Below are 16,588 nucleotides of genomic sequence, written 5' to 3'. Positions count from 1 at the left end.
GGCGGCGCGGGGGGCCCCGGGCCCCCCCCCGCCCCCCCGAGGGCCGCCGCGCCGCCCGAGCCCGTCACCAGGGCGGCGCGACGGGGTCCGTCAGCCCTTCGCGCGGGCGGGCAGCCGCCAGTTCGGCCGCGGGAAGTGGCAGGTGTAGCCCTCCGGGTAGCGCTCCAGGTAGTCCTGGTGCTCGGGCTCGGCCTCCCAGAAGGGCCCGACGGGCTCGACCTCGGTGACGACCTTGCCGGGCCACAGGCCCGAGGCCTCGACGTCGGCGATGGTGTCCTCCGCGACACGCTTCTGCTCGTCGTCCACGTAGTAGATCGCCGAGCGGTAGCTCATGCCGATGTCGTTGCCCTGGCGGTTCTTCGTGGTCGGGTCGTGGACCTGGAAGAAGAACTCCAGCAGCGCCCGGTAGTCCGTCCGCTCGGGGTCGAAGAGGATCTCGATCGCCTCGGCGTGCGTGCCGTGGTTGCGGTAGGTCGCGTTGGGCACGTCGCCGCCCGAGTAGCCGACGCGGGTCGCGACGACGCCGGGCTGCTTGCGGATCAGGTCCTGCATGCCCCAGAAGCACCCGCCCGCGAGCACGGCCCTCTGTGTCTGTCCTGCCATGTCAATCCTCCGAATCGGTCCTGTCACCATTGTCGAACAACCCGAGGTAGGCCCCGTAACCTTCCCGCTCCAGGTCATCGGCGTGGATGAAGCGCAGCGAGGCGGAATTGATGCAGTACCGCAGGCCGCCCGCCTGCCGGGGGCCGTCTGGGAAGACGTGCCCCAGGTGGCTGTCGCCCGTCGCCGAGCGGACCTCGGTGGCCAGCCGTCCGTACGCCGGGTCGGGACGCTCCACGACGGTGGTCCGGTCCAGCGGCCGGGTGAAGCTCGGCCACCCGCTGCCGCTGTCGTACTTGTCGACCGAGGCGAACAGCGGCTCCCCCGAGACCACGTCCACGTAGATCCCGGGCTCCTTGTTGTCCAGGTAGGCGCCCGTGAAGGCGCGCTCGGTGCCGTTCTCCTGTGTCACGCGGTACTGCTCCGGTGACAGTCGCGAGACGGCCTCCGGGTTCCTGCGGTAGCCGGTCACGGTCCCTCCTTGCTCGCGGCTCTCTCTTTTCCGTACACCCATTGGTGACGGGGAACGCACGGGTCTTACCTGCCGGGAACGACCGGTTTTCCGCGGGGCGCAGGGGGCGCCGCCGTGGAGGTGGGGGCGGGCGGCCGCGTCTAGGATCGCTGCATGGGTTCCGCAGAACACGACGGCCGGGCCGGTGACGGGGCCCCGGGCGGCCGGTCCCTCGACGCGGAGTCCGCGCAGTGGGTGCGGGCGCTCTCGGCGGACGGTGAGGCGTACGAGTCGGCGACCGGCCGGCTGCACGCGCTCCTGCTGCGGATCGCCTACGCCGAGCTGAACCGGCGCGGGTCGCGGCACGGCATCACCGGGCCGGAGCTCGACGACATCGCCCACCAGGCCGCGGCCGACGCGCTGCTGTCGATCACCCGGAAGATCGGCGATTTCCGCGGTGACAGCCGCTTCACGACCTGGGCGTACAAGTTCGTCATGAACGAGGTGTCCAGCAAGCTCGGCCGTCACTTCTGGCGGACGGCCGGCGTGCAGCTCGACCCGGAGGCGTGGGAGCGGCTCCCCGACCGGCTCGGCATCGACCCCGTCCGGCAGAGCGAGGCCCGTGAACTCGTGGACGCCCTGCGTGAGGCCGTCGAGGAGGAGCTCACCGAGCGCCAGCGCACGGTGTTCACCGCGCTCGCGGTGAACGGCGTGGACGCCGACACGCTCGCCGCGGAACTCGGGACGAACCGCAACGCGCTCTACAAGACGATGTTCGACGCGCGGCGTAAGCTCCGTGCCCGGCTCGCAGCCAATGGACATCTGCCCCTGACGACAGCGAGGCGCTCATGAACGACTGGCAGGGCCTTGACGACCTCCTGCGGACCGACCCCCTGGACCCCGGCTGCGACGCGGCGCTGGACCTGATGGACGTCTACCTGGAGCTGTTCCTGGCGGACGCGGCACCGGAGCGGCGCTACCCCGGTGTCGCGGTGCACCTGCGCGGCTGCCCGGCCTGCGAGGAGGACTTCCGCGGGCTGCTGGCCGCGGTGACGGGCGGCTGATCCCGGTCAGGCGGTGAGCGGCGGGTTGAGCCGGTAGGGCAGGACGGCGTCCGCCCGGACCGGGACCCGCCCGGTGGCGACGTGCCGCGGGGTGAAGCGGACCCGGCGGCCGGTGCCGCCGTCGTCGCCGGCGTCACCGGGCGTGGTCCAGTCGACGACCGCGGTGCCGGACAGCTGCAACGTCGTCCCGGTGGCGAAGTCGACGAAGAGCAGGGCCGCGGCGGGGTCGCCCGCCAGGTTGCCGAGGCTGTTGAACATGTTGTTGCCGGGGTAGTCCGGCCACCACAGGCTGCCGTCGGGCGCCGTCCGGACGAATCCGGGCGGGCCGCCCCGGTGGGAGACGTCGGCGCCGTGTTCGGGGTGGGCGGTGCCCAGGAAGAAGGTGTCGGCCCGGCCCACCAGGGCCGCCTGCGCCGCGTCGAGCCGGTCGGCGGGCCGCACCGCGGCCGTGGGCGTGTCCTCGCCGCCGGGGGTGTCCGCCGGCGCCGGGCCGAGCAGGCGCTGCTGGATGTACTGGGGGCAGTTCCCGTACGCCTGGTCGACGGCGAGCTCAAAGCCGGCGTCGTCGGCCGTGGCGAGGGTGCCGTTGAGGCGCAGCCGGCGGCGGATCGCGAAGTCGATCACGATCAGGGCCGCGGCCCCGCCGACGGGGAGCACGGCGAGGGGGTCGCCCGTACGGGGACGGGCGGCGACCCGTACGGCGTCGCCCCGGGTGGAGAGGAAGCCCGGGGTCCCCGTCAGCGGGGAGACCCACAGGCGTCCGGCCTCGTCGTGCGCGCCGAGCACGGCCAGGTCCCGGTCGGCGAGGAAGTGGGCCACGCCGCCGCCGAGGTGCGGCGGGTCGAGCATGCCCCGCAGGCGCGCGGCCTCGTGCGCGACGCCGGCACGTCGCTGGACGGAGAGTTCGCCCTCGTGGAAGCCGGTGTGGCGGGTCATGGCCCTCGCAATCGTCGTACGGCGGTGGGGGATGCGGGAACTCAGCGCGGCAGCCCGGCCTTGTCGAGGAAGCCCAGGATCAGCTCCGCGACGGGCTCGACGTGGGTCTCCAGGAGGAAGTGGCCGCCGTCGAGGAGGTGCACCTCCGCCCGCTGCGCGTCCTTGGCGAAGGCCCGGGCGCCGTCGGGCCCGAAGATGGGGTCGTTCTCGCCCCAGACCGCGAGCACGGGCACGGGGTGGGTGCGCAGGTACTCGTGCAGGCGCGGGTAGAGCGGGAGGTTCGACGCGTAGTCGCGGAAGAGCGTGAGCTGCACGAGGTCGTTCCCGGGCCGGGAGACCAGCTGGAAGTCGTGGTGCCAGGCGTCGGGACTGACGGTGGTCTCGTCCGCCACTCCTGTGACGTACTGCCACTTGATGCCCTCGAGGCTCAGCGCCACGCGGACGCCCGCCTCGGTCTCGGGGGTCTGCTCGCGCTGGTAGGCGTGGACGTCCTTCCAGAACTCCTCGATGAACCCCGCCTCGTAGCCGTTGCCGTTCTGGGTGATGATCGCGGTGACGGCGGCGGGGTCGCCCAGGGCGAGGCGCCAGCCGATCGGCGCTCCGTAGTCCTGGACGTAGAGCGCGTAGCGCGTGACGCCCAGCCGGTCGAGCAGACCCTTGGTGAGTCCGGCGAGGGCGTCGAAGGAGTACGCGAACGCGTCGGCGGCGGGGGCGTCGGAGAATCCGAAGCCGAGGTGGTCGGGCGCGATGACGCGGTAGCGGCCGGCGAGCCGCGGGATCAGCTCGCGGAACATGAACGAGCTGGTCGGGAAGCCGTGGAGCAGCACGACGACGGGGGCGTCGGCCGGGCCCGCCTCCCGGTAGAAGAGCCGGTGCCCCTGGACCTCGGCGTAGCGGTGGTGCACGGTGACCATGTCTAACCCCTTTGATTCGCTTCGATGGTTACATGCAAACAGGATCGAGGTAACCTGTCAAGCGAGTGATGAGGGTTAGGCAAGAAAGGGGCGGGAAGTGACGGCGGCCCCCTGGTGTTGTGCAAGGGCGCAGGGGACTTCGGGCGCCCGCCGGACGTACGGCCGGCGGAGCCCGCGACAGGGACGGAAGACGCAGATGACTGGTACGGCCACGGCGCAGCGCGCGAAGGGCAACGAGGAAACCCGGATCGTCACCCCCCGGCTCGTCCTGAGGCCATGGCGCGGCGACGACGCCGAAGCGGCGCTGGCCGTCTACGGGGCGGACGACGTGACGCGCTGGCTGGCCCCGGCGATGACCCGGCAGCCCGACGTCGCGTCCATGCGGGACCTGCTGCACTCCTGGGAGGAGGGCGGTGCCGCCCTCGAACGGCCGGCCGGGCGCTGGGCGATCGAACTGCGCGAGAGCGGCGAACTCGTCGGCGGAGCCGCCGTCCTGCCGCTCCCGCCCTACGGCGTCGACCTCGAGATCGGCTGGCAGCTCGCCCACCCCTACTGGGGCAGGGGCCTGGCCTCCGAGGCCGGGCGCGCCCTGGCGCGGTACGCCTTCGCGTCGGGCGTCGACGAACTCTTCGCCGTGGTCCGCCCGCGGAACGACCGCGGCGCCGCCACGGCCCGCAGCGTCGGCATGGAATGGGTCGGGGAGACCGAGAAGTACTACGACCTGCGGCTGCAGGTGTACCGGCTGCGCAAGGGGGAGTTCGAGGCCTCCGCCGCGCCGGGGCCCGTGGCCTGACGCGGGGCGCCCGCCACGGGGCGCAAAAAGCCGGGTGCCGGACCGTACGGAGCACGGTCCGGCACCCTTGTGTCATGCACGGCGCGTCACCGCGCCGCCGTCAGCGACCGGAGGTCAGTGACGGGCCGCGGCGCGACGCTTGCGGTTCGCGAAGAGCAGACCGCCGCCGGCGAGCAGCGCGACGGCCGCACCGCCCGCGATCAGCGGGGTGGAGCTGGAGGCACCGGTCTCGGCGAGGTCGCCGGCCGGGGACTCGTCGGTGCTGGGGCTGGAGGGCGCAGCGGAGGGGGCCGTGCCGGCCGACTCGCTGGGCTTCTCGCTGGGCTTGGGAGACTCGGTGGTCTTCGTCTCTGTCGGGGTGGGCGTGGGCGTGCTCTGGTCCTGGCACGCCGGAACGGTGAGGTCGTCCTCCTTCGAGAACCGCTCGCCGTCGCCGGCCACCACGCTGAGGTGCAGGTGCACATCGGCGGTGTGGGCCGGCACGTCGAGGGTCTGGTCGAACGACGAACCGAACTCCGTGGTCGGCAGCAGGTCCTTGCCGTCCGCGGTGATCGTCACGGTGTTCTTGACGCCGCCGTTGTACTGCTTCAGGTGGACCTCCACCTTGTGGCAGTCCGCCTTCCAGTCGGGCGTGTGGGCGGACGCCGGGGTGGCGCACAGGCCGAGACCGATGATGCCGGTCGCGGCGGCTGCTATCAGGGTGCCGGGGCGGTACCAGGCACGGCGGGGGGATGCGGTCACAAGTTCTCCAGGCTGTCGTGAATTCCGATGCCAATGGCAGCCGCAATGTACTCCCCCTCTCCACATCGCTCACTGCCGCCCCACAGTTAACGCGGGAACACGGGTGAAAGAGCCGGATTCGCCTGATGTGCGCGGCCGTTGTCGGACCTCTGCGGCAGACTGCCGCCATGTCTGCGAACAACGACGCCGCCGTCCTGCCCGAACCCGCCGCCCTGTTGCCGGCGACCGACTGGGCCGCCCTCGCCCACGCCTACGGACCCGCGGACGGTACGCCGGACGACCTGCTCGGCCTCCTGCACGACGACCCCGAGGTACAGGCGGAATCGCTCGGCCGGCTGGAGATGTCCGTCCTGCACCAGGGGTCGTTGTACTCCGCCACCGCGCCGGCCGCCCTGTTCGTCGCGGGCATCCTGGGCGACCCCCGCACGCTCGCCGTTCACGAGAGCTACTTCTCCTGGGACGACCGGGTCCGGCCGCTGCGTGCCGCGCTCCTGGAATGGCTGGGCGAACTCGCCGACTCCGCGGCGTACGAGGAGGACGAGGCCGAGGAGGACGCCGAGGAGGACGCCGAGGACGACGAGGACTGGGCCGAGGAGATCGCGGCGATCGAGGCGTGCCGTGCCGTCCGGCCGCAACTGTTCGGCGCGGTCGTGCCCTGGCTTGAGGACGCGGACGCCACCGTCAGGGAGGCGGCCCTCGGCGCGGTGACGGACCTGCTCCGGGCGCCCGAACTCGCCGACCGCGTACCGGCCGCGGCCGAACGCCTGGAGCGGATCGCCCGGGCCGGCGGAGACCGCCGCGAGCGGGCGGGCGCCCTCCTGTCGCTGGGCGCCTGGGGTCATGACACCGGCGGCTTCCTGGCGGACCCCGACCCGGCGGTGCGCGCCTGCGCCGCCCTGGGCACCTCCGACTCCGCGGCCGTGCCGGCGCTGCTCGACGCGCTCGCGGACCCCGCGGCCGCCGACGCGTGGTTCGACGAGCCGCTGCCCCAGTTCGACGGCTGGTTCCGCTTCACCCTGCTGCGCGGACTGCTCGACCGCGCCCGGCACTTCGACGAGGTCCTCCCGGCCGCGCTCGCGATGGTGCCGAAGTACCACCAGCACACCGTCGACAGCGAGTGGGGTGGGGGCCTCGCCGGTCGACTGGTAGCCGGAGTTGCCCACCGCCGTCACGGCGTAGTCGAAGAGCTCGCCGTTCCTGGCGGGAGGCGTGTCGGTGCGCGCCGTGGCGGTGACGAGGGTGCTGCCGCTCACCGAGGTCCAGGCCGACGTTCCGGTCGGGCGATTGGTGTCGACGAACGTCGTCGACGCGGAGGTGCCCAGTGCGCCTTCCCGACCCCGTACGCCCCCGGCCGGCCGCTGACGGAGGCCCAGCGTGCCTTCCTGGAGGCCCTGGTCGGCCAGGACGCCTGCTGGGGCACCATAGCCAACCGCGTCGCCTGGCTGCGGGCCGCGGGACTCCCCACGGAGCGCGAGCCGCTGCGGGACCTCCTCGCCGCCGCGCCGCCCGGCTCCGGCTGAGAGCGCGGCCCGGTCCACCGGGCGGCGGTTCCGCACCGCCCGGGGCCGCCGCCGCGGGGCACCCGGCGCTGCACCCGGAAGTCATGCGGCACATGGTGCGGGGCCTCGCCCCTGATCAGCCGCCGTCGCGGAGGTAGCTCGCGCGTCCCTCGTCGTCGAGCTCGAACGGCCCCTCGGGGACGACGCAGAACTCGTTCCCCTCGGGGTCGGCCATGACCAGGAACCCGCCCTCGGCGTACTCCTCGAGCACCCACCCGCCCAGCGACTCGATCCGCGCCCGCTCCGCCCCCGGATCGGGCGAGGCCACGTCGAAGTGGACCCGGTTCTTCCCGGACTTGGGCGCCTCGGTCCGCTGGAAGCCCAGGCCCGGCCCCTCGCCCCGCGCGAGCCACACGTACGGGCCGATCCGCGCCACGACCGCCCGCCCCAGCAGCTCGCCCCAGAACGCGGCCAGCCGCTCCGGATCCGCGCAGTCGACGACGACGTCCTTGACGCTCAGGTGGGTTCCGCCCATGATCCGATGCTTCCAGACCGCGCTGTCCGACCCCGAACCGACCCGGGCGCAGGGGCGCAGCGACGAACCCGGCGACGCCCGGCCCGAGGAGGAGCCCCTGCCGCCGCCGCGCTGACGTCTGCCCGGCCGGGGCCGCTTCAGCGGCCGTCGCGGGGCAGTGCCGCCACGAACTCCGCCAGGTCCGCCGCCTGCGGCGGAACCTCGCGGGCGAGGAAGCGCCGGTAGTGGTCGGCGACGAGGCGGCGCAGTGTCGTCTCGGCCGGTGCGGCGCCGGTGAGTCGGAGGGTGACCCGATGGGGTTCGCCCGCCATGCTCAGAGGGCGTGCCTGCGCGTCGAATCCGCAGGTGTACTCGTCCGGCATCTCCCAGTAGGCCTCCGCGTGGGCGACGTCCCTGAGGACGTACATGTGGAAGTCGTCGTCGAAGAGGATCACGGGGCCGGTCGGTGCGGTCATCCGGGCAGTATGGCGGAGGCCGTCGGCCTCCGCGGTGCCGTGTGACGGGGGAGGGGTCAGTCGGCTGCCGCGGGCTGCCAGGGCACGCCGGGGACGACGAGGGGGCTGCCCGTGACCGGGTCGGGGACGATGACCGACGTGAGGCCGAAGACCTCGTGGACGAGGTCCGCCGTGACGATGTCGCGGGGCGGGCCCTGGGCGACGATCCGTCCGGCCTTCATGGCGATGAGGTGGTCGGCGTAGCGGGCGGCCTGGTTGAGGTCGTGGAGCACGGCGACGACCGTGCGCCCGCGCCCGTGGTTGAGGCGGCGGACCAGGTCCAGCACCTCCACCTGGTGGGCGATGTCGAGGTACGTGGTGGGCTCGTCCAGCAGGAGCAGGTCGGTCTCCTGCGCGAGGGCCATGGCGATCCACACCCGCTGGCGCTGCCCGCCCGACAGCTCGTCGACCGGCCGGTCCGCGAGGTCGGCGGTGCCGGTGTGCTCCAGCGCCTCCGCGACGGCGCGTTCGTCGGCCTCGGACCACTGCTGCCACCACTTCTGGTGCGGCTGGCGTCCGCGCGCCACGAGGTCGGCGACGGTGATGCCGTCCGGCGGCGTGGGGCTCTGCGGCAGGACGCCGATGGCCCGGGCGATCTGCCGGCCGGGGATGCGGGCGAGTTCGGTGCCGTCCAGCAGGACCGTGCCGGAGCGCGGCTTGAGCAGCCGGCCCAGTGCGCGCAGCAGCGTGGACTTGCCGCAGGCGTTGGGGCCGACGATGACGGTGACCCGCCCGTCGGGGACCTCCAGGTCCAGGCCGTCGACGACGGTGCGGTCCTCGTACGCCAGGGTCAGCTCCCGGGCGGTGAGTCGGCTGGTACGGCTCATGAGGTGGTGCCTCCGGAACGGCTGCGGGTGCGGGTGATCAGCCACATCAGGTAGGGGGCGCCCACCGCTGCGGTGAGGACGCCGACGGGGAGTTCGACGGGGGAGAACAGGCGCCGGGCCAGCAGGTCGGCGACGACGACCACGAGCGCGCCGGTCAGCGCCGAGGACAGCAGCGGGATCTGCGCCGTACGGGTCAGCCGCCGGGCGATCTGCGGGGCGAGGAGGGCGACGAAGTCGACCGGTCCCGTGGCCCCCGTCGCCACCGAGGCCAGGACGATGCCGAGCGCGGTCAGGCCGAGCCGCACCCGGTCCAGCCGGATGCCGAGGGCCATGGCGGTGTCGTCGTCGAAGGAGGCCCCGCGCTGGGCCCTGGCCGCCCAGAGCGCCGCGGGGATCGCCAGGAGCAGCACCGTCGCCAGGGGGGCGGCCTGGTCGTAGCCGCGGCTGTTGAGCGAGCCCGTCAGCCAGACCTTGGCCTGCTGCGCGACGAGGAAGTCGCCCTTGGTGAGGATGAGTTGCGTCAGCGAGCCCAGGGCGACGGAGACGCCGATCCCGACGAGGACGAAGCGCGACGCGTGGAGCCCGCGGCGCCAGGCGAAGACGTAGACGAGCAGCGCCGCCGCGAGACCGCCGGCGATCGACACGTACGGGAGCGCGGTGTGCGAGGCGAGGCCGAAGCTCATCGCGGCGACCGTCGCGGCGCCCGCGCCGTGGGTCACGCCGATGACGTCGGGGCTGGCCAGCGGGTTGCGCGCGACGGCCTGGACCAGCGCCCCGGCGACGCCGAAGGCGGCCCCGGCGAGCAGGCCCACGACCAGGCGGGGCAGTCGCAGCGTGCCGACGACGAGCCGGTCGGGGCTGGGACGGCCGAGGAGGACGTCGACGACCTCCATCGGGGAGACGAAGGACTCGCCGACGCAGAGGTAGAGCACGACGGCCGCGAGCAGCAGCACGGCGAGCACGACGGCGACGAGGACCGCCCGGCGGTGGACCAGGAAACTGCCCCGCCCGGGACGGAACAGGGCGTGCCCGGCCGGGCGCACGGAGAGTCGGGCGGGCGTCGGCGAGGCCGTGGGCGCGGTCGCGCGGCTCATGCGGCCACCACCGTGCGGCGCCGCACCAGCGCGATGAGGAACGGCACGCCGAGCAGGGCGGTCATGACGGCCACCGGTACCTCCGAGGGCGGGAAGACGATACGGCCGAGTACGTCGGAGGCGAGGATCATCACCGGCCCGAGGAGGGCGGCCACCGGCAGCACCCAGCGGTGCGCCGCACCGACCAGGGCCCGGGCGATGTGCGGGACGGCCAGGCCGGTGAAGGCGATCGGCCCCACGGCGGCCACGGCCGCGCCGGTCAGCACGGTCGCCCCCACCGCGCCCAGCACGCGCAGCAGCGCCACGTTGTGGCCGAGGCCCTTGGCGGCGTCGTCGCCGAGCGCGAGCGCGTCCAGGCCCCGGGCCATCGTCGCGACCAGCAGCAGTCCGGCCGCCACGAACGGCCAGATCTGGCCGATGACGTCGCTGCCGCGGCCGCTGATCGAGCCGACCTGCCAGAACCGGAACTCGTCCAGCGCGTGGGCGTCGGTGGTGACGATCCCGGAGACGACGGAGGCGAGGAAGGCGTTCATCGCGGCGCCCGCCAGCGCGAGCTTCACGGGGGAGGCGCCGCGGTAACCGCCCGCGGCGACGGCGTACACGGCGACGGCCGCGACCGCCGCGCCCACGAAGGCGAACCAGACGTACCCGGTGAGCGTGTGCACGCCGAGGAACGCGATCGCGCACACCACCCCGACGGACGCGCCCTGGCTGACGCCCAGGATGCCGGGTTCGGCGATCGGGTTGCGGGTGACGCCCTGCATCACGGTCCCGGCGACGGCGAGGGCGGCGCCGGCCAGTACACCGATGACGGTGCGCGGCACGCGCAACGCCCGCACCACCTGGGCGTCGTCACTGGTGCCACCGTGCAGCAGGGCCTGGAGGACCTCGCCGGGGGCGATCTGTCGGCTGCCGACGGCCAGGCTCAGCAGGACGGCGATCAGCAGCATCACCGCGCACCCCACCAGCCAGGCGATACGGCGACGGGTCGGTCGCGCCATGCGCCGCGCTCACTCTCTCTTTCCGGGTTCCGCGTTGCGGGTCGTACGGGCGCGCGCCGGGGGCCGGGGGGCACGAGGGCCCGCCGGCGCCCGGCGTACGGCTCTCGGTGGCCTCGCGGGCTCACGCCGTGAGGCGCTGCTCCAGGTCGTCGAGGACCGCGTTGGCCGCGGTGACCCCGAGCCCGAGGTACCAGGTCTCGTCCGGGACGTCGAAGGCGTGGCCGTCCTTGACCGCCTTCAGGTTCTTCCACAGCGGGTTGCCCTGGGCCTTGGACTTCTCGGTGGCCTTGGCGTCGCCGTAGACGCCGGTGAAGATGTAGTCGGCGTCGGCCTGGTCGATGTTCTCGGCGCTGATCTCGGCGGCCAGGTCCTCGATGTCCTGGTTCTTCGGCCGCGGGATGCCGACGTCCTTGAGGATGGTGCCGATGAACGAGTCGTTCGCGTAGAGGCGGATCTTGCCCTCGGGCATGTAACGCACCATCGACACGCTCGGCTTGCCGGCGCCCAGCTTCGTGCCGAGTGCCTCCGCCTTCTTCGCGTACGCGTCGAGGTTCGCCTTGGCCTGCGCGGTCTTGTCCAGCGCGGCGGCGTTGAGGAGGTAGTTCTCCTTCCACGTGAAGCCGGGGCGGATGGAGAAGACGGTCGGCGCGATCTGCGACAGCTCGTCGTAGGAGTCGGCGGCGCGCAGCTGGCTGCCCAGGATCAGGTCCGGTTTGAGCGCGGCGATCGCCTCGAGGTTGAGGCTGTTGATGGTGCCGATGTTCGCGGGCTTGCCCGCGGCGCCCTTGAGGTAGGACGGGAGCTCCGGCGAGCCCTCGGTGGGCGCGAGGCCGACCGGCTTGACGCCGAGCGAGACAACGTTATCGAGCTCGCCCACGTCGAGGACGACGACGCGCTTCGGCTGCGCCTTGAGGACGGTGCTGCCCATGGCGTGGGTGATGGTGCGCGGCCACTCGCCCGGCTTGGCGGTGCTGCCCATGGCCGCGGTCTTCTCCGCGGCGTCCCCGAAGTCCTCGCCGCCCTGCGCGACGGACTTGGAGTCCTTGGACCCGGCGGTCGCGGAGGCGGCTGCGCTGCCCTCCTTCCCGTTGCTGCTGGATCCACCGCAGGCCGCGAGGGAGAGCGCGGCGGCGATGGCGACAGCGACGGCGGCTGTGCCGCGGCGCCGAAGAGACATGTGGGGACTCCTGTACGTGGTTCACCTTTGAAGTATTAGGCGAGCCTAACCTTATGCGTTGCCTGTGCGCCCTCCGCAAGCGGGGGGCCCCGCGCGCCCCCGGCGCCACCTCTTGGTCCGGTCTTGACCGGAGCCAGATAGTTACATCAGATTGATTAATCTATTGTTGCTACTCATGGATGCGAAGGCACTCGAAGCCGGTGACCCGACCGAGGTCGGGGCCGCGTTGCGGCTGAGCGTGGGCCGGATCGCGCGGCGGTTGCGCCAGGCGCACGCCGTGGGGGACGTGACGCTGTCGGAGGTGTCGGTGATCGCCCGGCTGGACCGGGACGGCCCGGATTCGCCGGGGTCGCTGGCCGAGTTGGAGCGGGTGCGCCCGCAGGCGATGGCGACGACGCTGGCCGGGCTGGAGGAACGCGGGCTGGTGAGCCGCAGGCCGGACGCCAAGGATAAGCGGCGCGTGGTGATGACGGTGACGGAGGCGGGCCTCAAGGTGCTGGCGGACCGCCGGTCGGAGTCGGTGCAGCGGCTGGCCGCCGTGCTGGGCGGGCAGTTCACCGCGCAGGAGCGGCGGCAGCTCGTCGACGCGCTGCCCCTGCTGGACCGGCTGGCGGAGCAGCTGTGACCACCGCGTACGTCGACGGCGGCCGCTACAAGTGGGTGGCGCTGTCGAACACGACGCTCGGCGTGCTGATCGCGACCGTCGACGCGTCGATCGTGATCATCTCCCTGCCCGCCATCTTCCGCGGGATCGGCCTCGACCCGCTCGCCCCCGGCAACATCGGCTACCTGCTCTGGATGATCCTGGGCTACCTGCTGGTCTCCGCCGTGCTGGTGGTCGTGCTCGGCCGCCTCGGCGACATGTTCGGCCGGGTCCGGATGTACAACATGGGGTTCGCGATCTTCGCCTGCGCGTCGCTCGCCCTGTCCCTCGACCCGCTCAGGGGCGGGGGCGGCGCCCTGTGGCTGATCGGCTTCCGTATCGTGCAGGCCGTCGGCGGGTCGATGCTGACCGCGAACTCGGCGGCCATCCTCACCGACGCCTTCCCCACCCGGCAGCGCGGCATGGCGCTGGGCATCAACCAGATCACCGCGCTCGCGGGCCAGTTCCTCGGACTGATCGTCGGCGGGCTGCTGGCCACCATCGACTGGCGCGCGGTGTTCTGGGTGAGCGTGCCCATCGGCATCGTCGGCACCGTCTGGTCGTACCGCAGCCTGCGGGAGACCGGCGCCCGGAAGCCGGGGCGCGTCGACTGGATCGGCAACCTCACCTTCACCGCAGGCGCCGGGGGCCTGCTCGCCGCCATCACGTACGGCATCCAGCCCTACGGCGGCCACCCCACGGGCTGGACCAACCCCTGGGTGCTCGGCGGCCTGGCGGCGGGCGTGCTGCTGCTCGTGGCGTTCTGCGTCGCGGAGACCCGGGTCGCGGAACCGATGTTCCAGCTCGGCCTGTTCCGCATCAGGGCGTTCGCCGCCGGCAACCTGGCGGTGCTGCTGACCGCGATCGCCCGCGGCGGCCTGCAGTTCACCCTCATCATCTGGCTGCAGGGCATCTGGCTGCCGCTGCGCGGCTACGACTTCGAGCAGACGCCCCTGTGGGCGGGGCTGTTCATGCTGCCGCTGACCGTCGGCTTCCTCGTGGCGGGGCCGGTGTCCGGGTACCTGTCGGACCGCTTCGGCGCCCGGCTGTTCTCCACCACCGGACTGGTCCTCGTGGCGGCCGCGTTCGTCGGCCTGCTCGCGCTCCCGGTCGACTTCCCCTACCCCGCGTTCGCGGCACTGCTGCTGGTGAGCGGCATCGGGCAGGGCATGTTCTCGGCCCCCAACACCTCGGCCATCATGGGCAGCGTCGCGCCGGATCAGCGCGGCGTCGCGTCCGGCATGCGCTCCACCTTCCAGAACTCCGGTACCGCGCTCTCCATCGGCCTGTGCTTCTCGCTGATGATCGCCGGGCTGGCCGGCTCGCTGCCGCAGACGCTCGCGGACGGACTGCGGGCGAACGGCGTGCCCGCCGGCACCGCCGAGCAGGTCGCCGGACTGCCGCCGGTGAGCACCCTGTTCGCCACCTTCCTCGGCGACAACCCCATCGGCCACCTGCTCGGTCCCAGCGGGGTCCTCGGCACCCTGCCCGAGCACCAGGTGCACGTCCTGACCGGCACGGCCTTCTTCCCCACGCTCGTCTCCGGCCCCTTCCACCACGGACTCGTCACCGTCTTCGGCGCGGCCACCGTCATGGCCCTGATCGCCGCCCTCGCCTCGGCGCTGCGCGGCCGCCGCGACACCCCCGCGGCGAGCCGTCCCGGTGGCGACCCGAACGACCCGAACGACCCGAACGGCACGGACAAAGGACAGCAAGAATGGCGCACAGCGCACTCCTCGTGATGGACGTCCAGCGAGCCATCACCGACCGCTTCACCGGGGACGCCGGCTACCTGCCCCGGGTGCGTGACGCGATCGACGCCGCGCGTGCCGCGGACGTCCCCGTCATCCACGTCGTCATCGGCTTCCGCGCCGGGCACCCGGAGATCAGCCCCCGCAACAAGACCTTCGGCGCGCTCGCGCAGGCGGGCGGCTTCGCCGCGGGCGACCCGGGCGCCGAGATCCACCCCGACGTCGCGCCCGCCCCCGGCGGCGTCGTCGTCACCAAGAAGCGCGTCAGCGCCTTCGCGGGCAGCGACCTGGACATCGTCCTGAGGGCCCGCGGCATCGACAGCCTCGTCCTGACCGGCATCGCCACCTCAGGCGTGGTCCTGTCCACGCTGCGCCAGGCAGCCGACCTCGACTACGGCCTCACCGTGCTGTCCGACGGATGCCTGGACGCCGACCCCGAGGTGCACCGCGTGCTCACGGAGAAGGTGTTCCCGCGGCAGGCCGACGTCGTCACCGTGGAGGAATGGGCCAAGTCCGTGGCGCACTGACCCCGGTGGACGGCTCCCCGTGCCCGCCGAGGGCGCGGGCGAGCCGTTCCCCCTGGGCGGCGGTCACGCCGAGGCCAGGCAACGGCTGCGGGCCCGGCCGCCCCTCGCCCTCCCCGGCACGGGAACCGCCACCGCTGAGCGGCGAGCCCCACGCCGGGTCGTGCCAGATCCCGTCCCCCGGCCCGCCGATGAGGCACCGGGCTGCGAGCGCCGCCGTCTCCTGCGGCGCGCCGACCGCCGTGAGCGCGGCGGCGATCCGCGGCAGGGCCTGCGTCGCGTACCGCCTGCCGTCGGCGAGTACGGGCAGCAGGAGCAGCAGCCGGGCGGAGGGATCGGACAGGCCCTCGTCCGGGCCGGAGCCCGGCACCGCGTCGGCGACGTGCACCAGTTGGCGCCATCGCAGACCGGGGCCGTACGTGACGCCGTCGTACGAGAACAGGGTCTCCGCACGGACCCAGCCGGGATGGGTGAGCAGGTAGTCCAGCCCGGCGTCGCCGTCGAGGTTCCGGTGGACCAGGACGACGCAGTGGCCGTCCCCGAACGGCACCCTGAGGACCGGCCAGGCCCGCTCGTCGTCCAGCACCTCGGCCAGGGCGTCGGTGTCGGCCCCGTCGTCCCCGAACCACTCCGGCTCGGGACGCTCGCCGTCCGGCCCGGCCTCGCACCACCCCAGGAGGTGGTTCGCCCAGAAGCCGGGCCGGTCCGTCAGCGGCTCACCGGCCGTCAGCGGTCCGTGGTCGTACCCCTTGATCAGCACACCGGACAGGATGCCGGGCGTCGCCGGTCAGGCCAGCGGCACGGCACTGCCCGCGGACGCGGCGGCGGACACGCGGCCGCGCAGGTCGAGACGGAGACGCACGAAGTCGGCGCCGCCGGGGCCGGGGCGGCGACCGCCCTCCGGGACCCAGCCGTGACGGGTGTAGAAGGCGAGGGCGCGGCTGTTGCGCTCCCAGGCGTCCAGCAGCCCCGTCTCCAGGGAGGACTCCCGCAGGAAGCGCACGAACTCGGCGTGCAACCGCCCCCCGACGCCGCGGCCCCAGCGGTCCGGGCGCACATGGATCCAGTGCAGCTCACCGCACGCCGGCGGGGCCTGCGCGCCCTCCTTGGGCGGTCCCATGGCCACCACGCCGACCACTTCGGTGTCCTCGACGGCGCACAGCACCGTCGTCGCGCTCGACTGGATGGCGTGTGCCCAGGACGCGCGGCGTCGCGCCCACCCGTCGGGGCTGTCGATCTCGGAACCGGGCAGGCCGCCCGCCTGGTAGTACGCGGCACGCGCCTGCGTGTGCACGTCCACGATGGCCGCCAGGTCGCCGAACCGCGCCGGGCGCATCAGGGCTGGAGAAGTCGTCACCTCCTGTCAGACGTCCGCGATGTGGGACGGGTTCCCGGCGCGGCGCATCGTCGTGGGGGGGGGCCGGGCGGGCCACACCCCCGGTCGCGTGGGCCGTGGGGTGAGCCGCCCGCGCCCCGGCGCGCCGGCGCCGGGCGCCCCGCGCCCCGGCCCCCCCCCACCAACAACGCCGCGGCCCGGAGGCGGC

Annotated in this window: 20 protein-coding genes; 7 read left to right on the top strand and 13 right to left on the bottom strand. The window is 73.4% G+C overall.

Annotated features, from left to right (window positions below):
• Positions 1-90: 90 nt before the first annotated feature.
• On the bottom strand, positions 91-603 hold the full coding sequence (msrA, locus tag ACFV3E_RS25655; RefSeq protein ID WP_500363315.1) for a peptide-methionine (S)-S-oxide reductase MsrA: 513 nt from the start codon (positions 601-603) through the stop codon (positions 91-93).
• Between the two features lies 1 nt (position 604).
• Positions 605-1,072, bottom strand: a complete 468-nt coding sequence (gene msrB / locus ACFV3E_RS25650) for a peptide-methionine (R)-S-oxide reductase (RefSeq protein WP_499515733.1) — start codon at positions 1,070-1,072, stop codon at positions 605-607.
• Positions 1,073-1,225: 153 nt separating this feature from the next.
• Between msrB and ACFV3E_RS25645 the strand changes: the two genes are divergently transcribed.
• Positions 1,226-1,903, top strand: coding sequence for an RNA polymerase sigma factor (locus ACFV3E_RS25645; protein ID WP_500536777.1), 678 nt, complete (start codon positions 1,226-1,228; stop codon positions 1,901-1,903).
• On the top strand, positions 1,900-2,115 hold the full coding sequence (locus tag ACFV3E_RS25640) for a hypothetical protein (RefSeq protein WP_500536776.1): 216 nt from the start codon (positions 1,900-1,902) through the stop codon (positions 2,113-2,115). The genes ACFV3E_RS25645 and ACFV3E_RS25640 overlap by 4 nt, the downstream gene beginning before the upstream one ends.
• Before the next feature lie 6 nt (positions 2,116-2,121).
• Here the strand turns inward: ACFV3E_RS25640 and ACFV3E_RS25635 are convergent, their stop codons facing one another.
• A complete protein-coding gene (locus ACFV3E_RS25635) occupies positions 2,122-3,051 on the bottom strand; it encodes a pyridoxamine 5'-phosphate oxidase family protein (RefSeq protein ID WP_500536775.1) in 930 nt (309 codons plus the stop codon).
• 41 nt (positions 3,052-3,092) lie between these two features.
• Positions 3,093-3,965, bottom strand: a complete 873-nt coding sequence (locus tag ACFV3E_RS25630; RefSeq protein ID WP_500536774.1) for an alpha/beta fold hydrolase — start codon at positions 3,963-3,965, stop codon at positions 3,093-3,095.
• A gap of 196 nt (positions 3,966-4,161) precedes the next feature.
• Here ACFV3E_RS25630 and ACFV3E_RS25625 point away from each other — a divergent pair, with 196 nt between their 5' ends.
• Positions 4,162-4,758, top strand: coding sequence for a GNAT family N-acetyltransferase (locus ACFV3E_RS25625; RefSeq protein ID WP_500536773.1), 597 nt, complete (start codon positions 4,162-4,164; stop codon positions 4,756-4,758).
• A 114-nt stretch (positions 4,759-4,872) separates the two neighbouring features.
• Here the strand turns inward: ACFV3E_RS25625 and ACFV3E_RS25620 are convergent, their stop codons facing one another.
• Positions 4,873-5,499 (bottom strand): LAETG motif-containing sortase-dependent surface protein, encoded by a 627-nt coding sequence (locus ACFV3E_RS25620; RefSeq protein WP_500536772.1) that lies wholly within the window; start codon positions 5,497-5,499, stop codon positions 4,873-4,875.
• 167 nt (positions 5,500-5,666) lie between these two features.
• Between ACFV3E_RS25620 and ACFV3E_RS25615 the strand changes: the two genes are divergently transcribed.
• Positions 5,667-7,019 carry a HEAT repeat domain-containing protein gene (locus ACFV3E_RS25615; protein WP_500536771.1) on the top strand — a complete coding sequence of 451 codons (1,353 nt, stop codon included), beginning with the start codon at positions 5,667-5,669 and terminating at the stop codon, positions 7,017-7,019.
• Positions 7,020-7,134: 115 nt separating this feature from the next.
• Here the strand turns inward: ACFV3E_RS25615 and ACFV3E_RS25610 are convergent, their stop codons facing one another.
• From ACFV3E_RS25610 to ACFV3E_RS25585, 6 genes are all read right to left on the bottom strand, one after another.
• Entirely contained in the window at positions 7,135-7,533 is a 399-nt protein-coding gene (locus tag ACFV3E_RS25610) for a VOC family protein (protein ID WP_500536770.1), read from the bottom strand.
• Between the two features lie 137 nt (positions 7,534-7,670).
• Entirely contained in the window at positions 7,671-7,988 is a 318-nt protein-coding gene (locus tag ACFV3E_RS25605) for a hypothetical protein (RefSeq protein WP_500536769.1), read from the bottom strand.
• A 56-nt stretch (positions 7,989-8,044) separates the two neighbouring features.
• Complete coding sequence (locus ACFV3E_RS25600; protein WP_499515743.1) at positions 8,045-8,854, bottom strand: ABC transporter ATP-binding protein; 810 nt, start codon at positions 8,852-8,854, stop codon at positions 8,045-8,047.
• The gene (locus ACFV3E_RS25595; protein WP_500536768.1) at positions 8,851-9,948 is read right to left on the bottom strand and encodes a FecCD family ABC transporter permease; all 1,098 of its coding nucleotides are present in this window, start codon (positions 9,946-9,948) and stop codon (positions 8,851-8,853) included. The genes ACFV3E_RS25600 and ACFV3E_RS25595 overlap by 4 nt, the downstream gene beginning before the upstream one ends.
• Positions 9,945-10,949, bottom strand: coding sequence for a FecCD family ABC transporter permease (locus tag ACFV3E_RS25590; protein ID WP_500363294.1), 1,005 nt, complete (start codon positions 10,947-10,949; stop codon positions 9,945-9,947). The genes ACFV3E_RS25595 and ACFV3E_RS25590 overlap by 4 nt, the downstream gene beginning before the upstream one ends.
• A gap of 121 nt (positions 10,950-11,070) precedes the next feature.
• The gene (locus tag ACFV3E_RS25585; RefSeq protein WP_500536767.1) at positions 11,071-12,126 is read right to left on the bottom strand and encodes an ABC transporter substrate-binding protein; all 1,056 of its coding nucleotides are present in this window, start codon (positions 12,124-12,126) and stop codon (positions 11,071-11,073) included.
• Between the two features lie 175 nt (positions 12,127-12,301).
• Between ACFV3E_RS25585 and ACFV3E_RS25580 the strand changes: the two genes are divergently transcribed.
• From ACFV3E_RS25580 to ACFV3E_RS25570, 3 genes are read left to right on the top strand one after another with little or no spacing between them, the layout of a single operon-like run.
• Positions 12,302-12,751 carry a MarR family winged helix-turn-helix transcriptional regulator gene (locus tag ACFV3E_RS25580; RefSeq protein WP_500336186.1) on the top strand — a complete coding sequence of 150 codons (450 nt, stop codon included), beginning with the start codon at positions 12,302-12,304 and terminating at the stop codon, positions 12,749-12,751.
• Entirely contained in the window at positions 12,748-14,511 is a 1,764-nt protein-coding gene (locus ACFV3E_RS25575; protein ID WP_500536766.1) for an MFS transporter, read from the top strand. Before ACFV3E_RS25580 ends, ACFV3E_RS25575 begins: the two co-directional genes overlap by 4 nt.
• Positions 14,487-15,047 carry a cysteine hydrolase family protein gene (locus ACFV3E_RS25570; RefSeq protein WP_500536765.1) on the top strand — a complete coding sequence of 187 codons (561 nt, stop codon included), beginning with the start codon at positions 14,487-14,489 and terminating at the stop codon, positions 15,045-15,047. The genes ACFV3E_RS25575 and ACFV3E_RS25570 overlap by 25 nt, the downstream gene beginning before the upstream one ends.
• Here the strand turns inward: ACFV3E_RS25570 and ACFV3E_RS25565 are convergent.
• Both ACFV3E_RS25565 and ACFV3E_RS25560 read right to left on the bottom strand, forming a co-directional pair.
• Complete coding sequence (locus ACFV3E_RS25565) at positions 15,010-15,804, bottom strand: hypothetical protein (protein WP_500536764.1); 795 nt, start codon at positions 15,802-15,804, stop codon at positions 15,010-15,012. The two genes, ACFV3E_RS25570 and ACFV3E_RS25565, sit on opposite strands and share 38 nt — an antisense overlap.
• A 27-nt stretch (positions 15,805-15,831) precedes the next feature.
• A complete protein-coding gene (locus ACFV3E_RS25560) occupies positions 15,832-16,401 on the bottom strand; it encodes a GNAT family N-acetyltransferase (protein ID WP_500536763.1) in 570 nt (189 codons plus the stop codon).
• Between the last annotated feature and the right edge of the window lie 187 nt (positions 16,402-16,588).

Source organism: Streptomyces sp. NPDC059718, from assembly GCF_042733315.1.
Lineage (GTDB): Bacteria > Actinomycetota > Actinomycetes > Streptomycetales > Streptomycetaceae > Actinacidiphila.
This window is presented reverse-complemented; position numbering and strand designations above follow the sequence as displayed.

Coding starts and splice junctions, on each gene's coding strand:
- ACFV3E_RS25600 (WP_499515743.1), bottom strand. CDS start 8,854: ATGAGCCGTACCAGCCGACTCACCGCCCGGGAGCTGACCCTGGCGTAC.
- msrA (WP_500363315.1), bottom strand. CDS start 603: ATGGCAGGACAGACACAGAGGGCCGTGCTCGCGGGCGGGTGCTTCTGG.
- ACFV3E_RS25605 (WP_500536769.1), bottom strand. CDS start 7,988: ATGACCGCACCGACCGGCCCCGTGATCCTCTTCGACGACGACTTCCAC.
- ACFV3E_RS25630 (WP_500536774.1), bottom strand. CDS start 3,965: ATGGTCACCGTGCACCACCGCTACGCCGAGGTCCAGGGGCACCGGCTC.
- ACFV3E_RS25635 (WP_500536775.1), bottom strand. CDS start 3,051: ATGACCCGCCACACCGGCTTCCACGAGGGCGAACTCTCCGTCCAGCGA.
- ACFV3E_RS25625 (WP_500536773.1), top strand. CDS start 4,162: ATGACTGGTACGGCCACGGCGCAGCGCGCGAAGGGCAACGAGGAAACC.
- ACFV3E_RS25590 (WP_500363294.1), bottom strand. CDS start 10,949: ATGGCGCGACCGACCCGTCGCCGTATCGCCTGGCTGGTGGGGTGCGCG.
- ACFV3E_RS25645 (WP_500536777.1), top strand. CDS start 1,226: ATGGGTTCCGCAGAACACGACGGCCGGGCCGGTGACGGGGCCCCGGGC.
- ACFV3E_RS25595 (WP_500536768.1), bottom strand. CDS start 9,948: ATGAGCCGCGCGACCGCGCCCACGGCCTCGCCGACGCCCGCCCGACTC.
- ACFV3E_RS25585 (WP_500536767.1), bottom strand. CDS start 12,126: ATGTCTCTTCGGCGCCGCGGCACAGCCGCCGTCGCTGTCGCCATCGCC.
- ACFV3E_RS25610 (WP_500536770.1), bottom strand. CDS start 7,533: ATGGGCGGAACCCACCTGAGCGTCAAGGACGTCGTCGTCGACTGCGCG.
- ACFV3E_RS25640 (WP_500536776.1), top strand. CDS start 1,900: ATGAACGACTGGCAGGGCCTTGACGACCTCCTGCGGACCGACCCCCTG.
- ACFV3E_RS25615 (WP_500536771.1), top strand. CDS start 5,667: ATGTCTGCGAACAACGACGCCGCCGTCCTGCCCGAACCCGCCGCCCTG.
- ACFV3E_RS25580 (WP_500336186.1), top strand. CDS start 12,302: ATGGATGCGAAGGCACTCGAAGCCGGTGACCCGACCGAGGTCGGGGCC.
- ACFV3E_RS25570 (WP_500536765.1), top strand. CDS start 14,487: ATGGCGCACAGCGCACTCCTCGTGATGGACGTCCAGCGAGCCATCACC.